Origin of the sequence: Amycolatopsis sp. MEPSY49, assembly GCF_051337345.1 — a bacterium.
In the GTDB taxonomy this organism is placed as follows: domain Bacteria; phylum Actinomycetota; class Actinomycetes; order Mycobacteriales; family Pseudonocardiaceae; genus Amycolatopsis.
Window position 1 is genome coordinate 1 of record NZ_JBDLYJ010000004.1, and the last position, 8,301, is coordinate 8,301.

Sequence of the window (8,301 nt, forward strand, 5' to 3'; positions counted from 1 at the left end):
ACGCGGTGGATGATCATTCCCGGCTGGCCTACAGCGAGATCCTGCCGGATGAAACCAAGGAAACCGCGGTCGCGTTCTGGGTACGAGCTCAGGCGTTCTTCGCCGCCGCCGAGGTCACCGTCACGCGGGTGCTGACCGACAACGGGTCCTGCTACAAGTCCTATCTCTGGCGCGACACGCTGCGCGACGCGCACATCGCCCACCAACGCACCCGTCCCTACCGGCCGCAGACGAACGGGAAGGTCGAGCGGTTCAACCGCACCCTGCTCGAAGAGTGGGCCTACGCCCGCCCTTACCGCTCAGAACGCGAGCGGCGGGAGGCCTACCCGGGGTGGTTGCACACCTACAATCACCACCGCGGCCACACCGCACTCGGCGGCAAACCACCCGCCAGCCGCGTCCCCAACCTCACAGGGCACTACACCTAGGCGATCCGCTGCGCCTCCCGCAGGTCGAGCTTGGAGAGCTTCCCGGTCCCCGTCTTCGGCAGCACGGGCAGGAAGATGAATTCGTCGGGCAGCCACCACTTCGCGACCAGCGGCGTCAGGTGCCGCAGGAGGTCGTCGGCCGTGGTGGCGCTGCCCTCGCGCAAGGCGACGTAGGCGACGGGCCGTTCCATCCACCGCGGGTCCGGGCGGCCGATCACCGCCACCTCGACGACGTCGGGGTGCGCCGCGATCGCGGCCTCCAGCTCGACCGAGGAGATCCACTCGCCGCCGGACTTGATCAGGTCCTTGATCCGGTCCACCAGCCGCAGGTAGCCCGCGCCGTCGATGGTGGCCAGGTCGCCGGTGCGCAGCCAGCCGTCGCCGGTGAAGCTGCCGGCGGCGTCCACCCGGAAGTAGCCGCCGGCCACCCACGGGCCCGCGACCTGCAGCTCGCCGACGGCGCGTCCGTCGCGCGGCAGCTCGTCGCCGGTCTCGACGTCGACGATCCGGACGTTCACCAGCGGCAGCGGCTGGCCTTGGGCGGCCCGCACGGCCACCTGCTCGGACTCGGCGAGACCAGCGTGCTGGGACCGCGTACCGCCGATGACCCCGACCGGGCTGATCTCCGTCATCCCCCAGGAGTGCGTGATGGGGACGCCGATCGCGGCCCGGTAGGTCTCCGACAGCGCCGGGGGAACGGCGGAGCCGCCACCGAGGAGGAACCGCGTCGCGCTCAGGTCGTGCGCGCCCAGCTCGGGAGCGAGGCTCGTCCAGACCGTCGGGACGGCGCCGGCGACGGTCACCCGCTCGGCCGCCATCAACCGCAGCAGGTGCGCCGGTTCCGCGGACGGGCCGGGCAGCACCAGCGACGCGCCCGCCATCATCGCGCCGTAGGGCAGGCCCCACGCGTTGGCGTGGAACATCGGGACGATCGGGAGCACGACGTCGCTTTCGCAGAGGCCGATCAGGCCGGCCGCGAGGGTGCCCAGGCAGTGCAGCACCGTGGACCGGTGGCTGTAGAGCACGCCTTTGGGCGGTCCGGTCGTGCCGGAGGTGTAGCAGAGGCCGGCGGCCAGGTTCTCCTCCGCGAGCGTGAAGCCGGCCTCGAACGAGCCCGTGACCGGCTCGGCCGCCGAGATCAGCTCGTCGTAGTCCAGAATCCGGGGGTCCGCGGGGAGTTCGGTGTCGGTGCCGTCGGGCAGCACCACCCAGTGCCGCACCTTCGGCAGTTTCCCGGCGCTCGGCCAGATCCGCGGGAGCAGCCCGCGGTCGACGAACACCACGTCGTCCTCGGCGTGGCCGACGATGTACTCGAGGTGCTCCGCCGAGAGCCGGATGTTGATCGAGTGCAGCACCCGCTTGGTGGCCGGCGCGGCGAGGTAGAGCTCCAGGTGGCGGCGGGTGTTGCTCGCGAACGTCCCGACGCGCGCGCCTGCCGGGACGCCCAGTGCGTCCAGTGCGGCGGCGAGGCGGCGGACGTCGCCCAGCACGTCGGCGTACGTGCGCCGTTCGTCCGGCGTCACGACTTCCTTGTGCGCGAAGAGCCGCTCAGCCCGGTCCAGGATGTGGGCGATGGTGAGCGGCCGCGGCTGCATCAGCCCGTCCATGATCGTCTCTTTCGGTCGTCGGGTTGCCGGCAGGCACGACCTTAAGCGCGGTCACGGGAAGCCGAAGAGGGCGGAAGATCCCACTCATCCGCCCTCTTCGGTGTCAGCTACCTCCACTCAGCCGCACGCCTTCCCGTCGACCGCGAAGGCCGAGGGGTTCGTGTTGGTTCCGGTGTAGCTGCCGTTGAAGCCGATCGACGCCGACTGACCCGGCGCCAGCGAACCGTTCCAGGGCAGGGACGCGGCGGTCACGTTCGCGCCCGACTGCGCCCACGTCGCCGACCACCCCTGCGTCACCTTCTGGCTGCCCGGGAACGTGAAGCCCAGTTTCCAGCTCGTCCACGGCGTCGTGCCGGTGTTCTTCACCGTGACGGCCGCCGTGAACCCGCCGTTCCACGTGTTCGCGGAGTACGTCACCGCGCAGCCGCCCGCCGGTGTCGCGGGCTGGGTCGTGAACTGCGCCGACGGCGAGTCCTGGCTCGTCAGGCCCGCGCCGTTGCGGGCCACGACGACGACGGTGTACGCGGTCGACGGCGCGAGGCCGGTGAGCGTCGCCGTCGTGCCGGTGACGGTGGCGAGGACCGTCCGAGTCGAGCCGGCCACGCGGACCACGTCGTAGCCCTTGACGCCGCTCTCGGGGTCCGCGGAAGCCGGCCAGGTCACCGTGGCGCCGCCGCTCGTCACCGCGGACACGGCGGGGGTACCCGGCGCGGCGGGCGCCGTCGTGTCCACAGTGGACGACGTCTTCTCGGCTACCCAGCCGGAAAGCCAGGCCAGCGCCGAGTTCCAGTTGATCGCGACCTCGTTCACCGAGTACGCCTGGATGTCGTCGACGAAGCAACGCTGGGGCGCGCACCCGGCGAGCAGCCGCGCCGCGGTCGGGTCCTGCAGGCCGCTGTTGGGGCCGCCGGACAACGCGCCGGGCGGGGCGGTCGGCAGCGACGCGTCCAGCTGGTGCGCCCAGAACCGGTGGTGCACGTTGCGCACCGGCTGGTCGCCGTGACCGGAGACGTACGAGTAGTTCGCCGGGTTGCGGCCGAGCAGGTAGTCCATCGCCGCGAACGCGCCGTCGCGGTACTTGTCCTGCTTGGTGAAGTCGTACGCCAGCGCGAGCACGACGCCGTTGTTGGCCACCAGGCCGTTGGAACCCCATTCGTACGTGCCGTCGGCCGTCCGGTACGGCGCCGGGTAGCCCATGGTCGCCAGCTGCGCCAGGTGGCTGTCGGCGGTCGTGGTGATGGCCGTCCTGATCGCGGCGACGTCCGCCACGGGCAGGTCGGTGGGTACCAGGGCCAGGGTGATGTCGCCGAGCGCGCCCGTCGAGGCCCAGTCGAAGCCGTGCGTGGTGAAGCTCTTCCCGCGGTAGAGCGCCGAGCCGGTGACGTCGGTGCGGTACGCGCTCTTGCCGGTGGTGGCGAACAGTTCCGCGGCCGCCCAGTAGAACTCGTCGGTCACGGTGTTGTCGCTGTAGGTGCCGCCGCCGGTGCCGTCGTTCGGGTCGGCCAGGACGTTCGGGTTGGCCTTCGCCGCCGCATAGGCCTTCTCGGCCGCGGCGAGCAGCTTCGCCGAGTACGTGGGATCGATGGTCTGCCACAGCCGGGACGCCTGCGCCGCGACCGCGGCCATGTTCAGCGTCGCCGCCGTGCTCGGCGCCGACAGCCGGCGCGGCTGGCTGTCCTGCTCGGGCCGGGTGGGCAGGGCCGTCCACTCCGCGTCGTGGATCTTGTGGTGCACCATGCCCGCCTTCGGCTGGCCGTCGGGCACCTGCATCGAGAGCAGGAAGTCGACCTCCCAGCGGGCCTCGTCGAGGATGTCGGGCACGCCGTTGGCGCGTTCCGGGATCGCCAGCTTGCCGTCGCCCAGCGCGCTCGCGTCGCCCAGGCGCACCGCGCGCTCGTACTCGTCGAGCAGCTCCCACGCGGCGATCCCGCCGTTGACGACGTACTTGCCGTGGTCACCGGCGTCGTACCAGCCGCCGCGCACGTCGAGGGTGTACCCGCAGTTCAGGTCCGACCGGCAGGGGACGTTGTCGTCACCCTGGTTCGGCGCCACGTTGACGTGCCCGGCGGGACGCGCGTAGTCGGCGCCGACGTACGCGGCGTCGATCGCGATCCCGCTGCGCTGGTGGTAGAAGAACGCCAGCGAGTCGTACCGCAGCTTCTGCGGCCCGGCCGTGGAGATGTCGAACGGGAAGCTGGTCTCGGACCCGACGCTCAGCGTGTAGCCGGTCCCCGCGGTGTCGTAGGCGGAGAAGTCGATTTCGTGCACGTTCTCGCCGGACGCCGCGTCCGCGCCGCGCGGGCGGGTCTGGCCGGCGGCGACGGCGGTGCCGGCGGAGTTCTTCAGCGTCCAGGTCTGCGCGGTGGCCGAGTCGCTGATCAGCGTGGCCCGCTTGGGCAGGCCGGGCGCGTAGCTTTCCTGGTTCACGCGGATGCCACTGGTCGGCGGCAGGCCGCCGGGCGGGACGACGCCGCCGATGAGCGAGATGTTGTCCAGGCACACGGTGTTGGCGGCGGCCTGGCCGCCGAACCAGAACGCCAGCTGGCCGTTGCCCGCGGCCGGGAAGTCCAAAGTGGACGTGAAAGTTACACTGAAGTGCTGCGTCGAGGGGGTGACCGTCAGGTCGGTCCGCGAGATCTGCCGGTACGGCGAAACGGCTTCGCCCGCGACGGCGGAGATCTGCTGGGTGGTCGTCGCGTGCGCGTCGAACGTCAGGGTGTACTGCTGCCCCGCCTCGAACGGCACGCCGTTCTGGCCGGCCAGCGCGTCGTACCCGTTGGCCGTGCCGCCGGGGACGTCGGTGCAGAACTCGCCGGCGGTGACGTGGCCGGTCGTGCCCGACCCGGCCCACCACGGGTCGAGGGTGCCGCCGGAGAACGTGCCGTTGAGCAGCCGCTCGTAGTCCGCGGCGGCCGCGGGCGCGGTGCCTCCCGCCAGCCCGAGCGCCACCGCGACCAGCAGGGCCGGTCCGGCCCGCAGCTTTCTTGCCCGCATTCGCCATCTCCTCGTCTTCGTCGGCGTAACGATGGTGATCCCGGACTGAGAGCGCTCCCAGGTGACGGTAACCGCTTCTCCTCGCGATTGGCAATGACGGCGAAACTTTCGAAGGGTGCCCGGAAAATTGATCACCGATCAGGTCTTTGCTCGCCGGTTCCGGTGTGGTTTCATCGAGAACGGTCCGAGCTGAGAGCGCTCCCAGAAGCGTTCCCCACGACGAAGTGGAGCGGCACGTGAAACTGAAGCACGCCCTGTCCGCGGTCGCCCTGTTCACGGCCGGCCTGCTGGCCCCGGTCGTCGGCACGGCGCCGGCCGCCCAGGCGGACACCCTGATCTGCGACCAGTACGGCTCGACCACGATCGGCGGCCGGTACGTGGTCATGAACAACCGCTGGGGCAGCAGCGCCCAGCAGTGCATCAACGTCACGGGCAGCGGGTTCCGCATCCAGACCCAGCAGGGCTCGACCAGCGGCGGCGCGCCCCTGTCGTACCCCGCGGTCTACCTCGGGTGCCACTACGGGAACTGCTCCCCCGGCTCACCCCTGCCGCGGCAGCTGAGCCGGATCGGCAGCGCGTCCTCCTCGATCTCCTACACCTACGTCGGCGGCTCGACCTTCGACGCCTCCTACGACATCTGGATGGACCCGACCGCGAAGACCAACGGCGTCAACCAGATGGAGCTGATGATCTGGTTCAACCGCGTCGGCGGGGTCCAGCCGGTCGGCGGCCGGGTCGGCACGACCAGCATCGGCGGCCGGAGCTGGGAAGTGTGGCAGGGCAACAACGGCGGCAACGACGTGGTCTCCTACGTGGCCCAGTCCGCGATTTCGGGCTGGTCGTTCAACGTCATGGACTTCGTCAACGACGTCGACAACCGCACCCGCGTGGACCGGTCCTGGTACCTGACCAGCATCCAGGCCGGGTTCGAGCCGTGGAGCGGCGGCGTCGGCCTCGCGGTCAACTCCTTCTCCGCGAACATCGGTTGAGGCGGCCATGAAACCCGCATCGCGCGCAGCGCTCGCATCCGCGTTCTTGGCGACGTCGCTCGGGGTCTCGCTGGTGCTGGCCACCTCCGCCGGGGCGGCTTCGACGCTCGGCGCGTCGGCCGCCCAGACGGGCCGGTACTTCGGCACCGCCGTCTCGGCCGGAAAGCTCGGCGACTCGACGTACGTCGGCATCCTCGACCGCGAATTCACTATGGTGACGCCGGAAAACGAGATGAAGTGGGACGCGACCGAGCCCAGCCAGGGCCAGTTCTCGTACTCGGGCGGCGACCGCATCCTGAACCAGGCGGTCAGCACCGGCAAACGCGTGCGCGGCCACGCTTTGCTGTGGCACCAGCAGCAACCCGGCTGGGCTCAGGGCCTCAGCGGTTCCGCCCTTCGCCAGGCCGCGATCAACCACGTCACGCAGGTCGCCACCCACTACAAGGGGAAGATCTACGCGTGGGACGTCGTTAACGAAGCCTTCGCCGACGGCGGTGGTGGCGGGCGGCGCGACTCGAACCTGCAGCGCACCGGCAACGACTGGATCGAGGCCGCCTTCCGCGCCGCGAGGGCCGCCGATCCCGGCGCGAAGCTCTGCTACAACGACTACAACACCGACGGGGTCAACGCGAAGAGCACCGGCATCTACAACATGGTGCAGGACTTCAAGGCCCGCGGCGTGCCGATCGACTGCGTCGGCTTCCAGTCGCACCTCAGCAACTCCGCGCCGAGCGACTACCAGGCCAACCTGCAGCGGTTCGCCAACCTCGGCGTCGAGGTCCAGATCACCGAGCTGGACATCTCCGGGTCGAACCAGGCCGCGGTGTACGGCACGGTCACCCGGGCCTGCCTGGCCGTTTCCCGGTGCGCCGGCATCACGGTCTGGGGCATCCGCGACACCGATTCGTGGCGCACCGGCGAGAACCCGCTCCTGTTCGACGGCAACGGGAACAAGAAGGCGGCGTACACCAGTGTCCTCGACGCGCTGAACGCCGGCGGCACCACCACGACGCCGACCACACCCACCACCCCGACGACCCCGACCACGCCGACGACCCTCACGACCCCGGGGCCGAGCGGCTGCACCAGCTCGGTGTCGCTCAACTCGTGGAACGGCGGTTTCGTGGCGACCGTGCGGGTGACGGCCGGGTCGAGCGCCCTCACCGGCTGGTCGGTGACGACGAACCTGCCGGCGGGCGCGGCCGTCACCAACGGCTGGAGCGCCGGGAACAGCGGCACCAGCGGGGCGGTGACCTGGACCAACGTGAGCTACAACGGCAGCGTCGCGGCCGGTCAGTCCACCGAGTTCGGTTTCCAGGGCACGGGCAGCGCCGACGGCGTCACGTCGACCTGCGCGGCTCGCTGACCTCCACTGTGGACAGAGCGTCGCCCGGGCGTCACGCCGCCCGGGCGACGCTCACCGCTGCCACGGGCTCGCCGGGCGCGCCGAGCTTCTCGCCCTTGCGGTAGCCGCCGAAGATCAGTCCGAGCACGACGATGACGACGACGATCACCAGGATCCACAGCCACACGGACTTGCGCACACCGGACACCGTACCGCCGGGCCCGCTTGACCGCGCGCCGACCTGGGTAACCTTCCGGCATGGGTGCTTGGGGCAAGCGGCTGGTCGCGGCCGGGGTGGCAGTGGTCCTTTTGGCGGTGGCGGTGCTCGTCGCGTCGGCGGTGCACCTGTTACCCCAGTTGCGCAACCCGTTCGCCGAGAAGACCGAGGAGCGCTCGGGTCCGGTGCTGCTGCAGTCGATCGTCGAGCTGTCCCGCTACGAGGCCGCGAGCGGGTCGTTCCAGGTGATCGTCGACATCGAGACGAGTTCGATCCTGCCGAGCTTCCTGGTGGGCAGCGACACGATGTTCGTCGGCGTGGGCACGGACAACGCGTACGTGGACTTCTCGGGCCTGAAGGGCGAGGCGGTCAAGGTCTCCGAAGACCGCCAGTCGGCCACGATCACCCTGGGCCACGCCCAGCTGGAGCCGGCGACCCTGGACGTCAAGGAGTCCTATGTGTACGCGCAGCAGCAGGGCCTGTTCACCCGGATCAACGACTTCCTGAACGGCAACCCGAATTCGCAGCAGGCGCTGTACGAGCTGGCCCAGAAGAAGATCCAGGAGGCGGCCGGCAAGAGCACGCTGGTGGCCGACGCGGAGCGGAACACGAAGACGATGCTGGTCGGGTTGCTGCAGTCCCTCGGGTTCAAGAACGTCACGGTGACCTACGCGGACAACGCGACCGGCTGACCGGCCTCGGCCGGACGAGGGCCCGGGCC

General features: G+C 70.4%; 7 protein-coding genes. 4 read left to right on the top strand and 3 right to left on the bottom strand.

Features of this window, described 5'->3' with window-relative positions; translation table 11 throughout:
* A partial coding sequence (locus tag ABFJ78_RS19620) for an integrase core domain-containing protein (protein WP_436387807.1) occupies positions 1–428 on the top strand: 428 nt, incomplete at its 5' end.
* Here the strand turns inward: ABFJ78_RS19620 and ABFJ78_RS19625 are convergent.
* Together ABFJ78_RS19625 and ABFJ78_RS19630 are read right to left on the bottom strand one after the other, a co-directional pair.
* Entirely contained in the window at positions 425–2,035 is a 1,611-nt protein-coding gene (locus tag ABFJ78_RS19625) for a long-chain fatty acid--CoA ligase (protein ID WP_436387808.1), read from the bottom strand. The two genes, ABFJ78_RS19620 and ABFJ78_RS19625, sit on opposite strands and share 4 nt — an antisense overlap.
* A gap of 117 nt (positions 2,036–2,152) precedes the next feature.
* Positions 2,153–5,029, bottom strand: coding sequence for a glycoside hydrolase family 9 protein (locus ABFJ78_RS19630; protein WP_436387809.1), 2,877 nt, complete (start codon positions 5,027–5,029; stop codon positions 2,153–2,155).
* Between the two features lie 236 nt (positions 5,030–5,265).
* Between ABFJ78_RS19630 and ABFJ78_RS19635 the strand changes: the two genes are divergently transcribed.
* The gene (locus tag ABFJ78_RS19635) at positions 5,266–6,018 is read left to right on the top strand and encodes a GH12 family glycosyl hydrolase domain-containing protein (protein WP_436387810.1); all 753 of its coding nucleotides are present in this window, start codon (positions 5,266–5,268) and stop codon (positions 6,016–6,018) included.
* Positions 6,019–6,025: 7 nt separating this feature from the next.
* Positions 6,026–7,384, top strand: coding sequence for an endo-1,4-beta-xylanase (locus tag ABFJ78_RS19640; protein WP_436387811.1), 1,359 nt, complete (start codon positions 6,026–6,028; stop codon positions 7,382–7,384).
* A gap of 31 nt (positions 7,385–7,415) precedes the next feature.
* Here ABFJ78_RS19640 and ABFJ78_RS19645 read toward each other — a convergent pair whose 3' ends face one another.
* A complete protein-coding gene (locus ABFJ78_RS19645; RefSeq protein WP_436387812.1) occupies positions 7,416–7,562 on the bottom strand; it encodes a hypothetical protein in 147 nt (48 codons plus the stop codon).
* A gap of 59 nt (positions 7,563–7,621) precedes the next feature.
* Between ABFJ78_RS19645 and ABFJ78_RS19650 the strand changes: the two genes are divergently transcribed.
* Complete coding sequence (locus ABFJ78_RS19650; RefSeq protein ID WP_436387813.1) at positions 7,622–8,272, top strand: DUF4230 domain-containing protein; 651 nt, start codon at positions 7,622–7,624, stop codon at positions 8,270–8,272.
* The last annotated feature ends 29 nt before the right edge of the window (positions 8,273–8,301 follow it).

Bases quoted from the DNA above. Each gene is read 5' to 3' on its own strand.
- ABFJ78_RS19625 (WP_436387808.1), bottom strand. From the start codon at position 2,035: ATGGACGGGCTGATGCAGCCGCGGCCGCTCACCATCGCCCACATCCTG.
- ABFJ78_RS19630 (WP_436387809.1), bottom strand. From the start codon at position 5,029: ATGCGGGCAAGAAAGCTGCGGGCCGGACCGGCCCTGCTGGTCGCGGTG.
- ABFJ78_RS19640 (WP_436387811.1), top strand. From the start codon at position 6,026: ATGAAACCCGCATCGCGCGCAGCGCTCGCATCCGCGTTCTTGGCGACG.
- ABFJ78_RS19650 (WP_436387813.1), top strand. From the start codon at position 7,622: ATGGGTGCTTGGGGCAAGCGGCTGGTCGCGGCCGGGGTGGCAGTGGTC.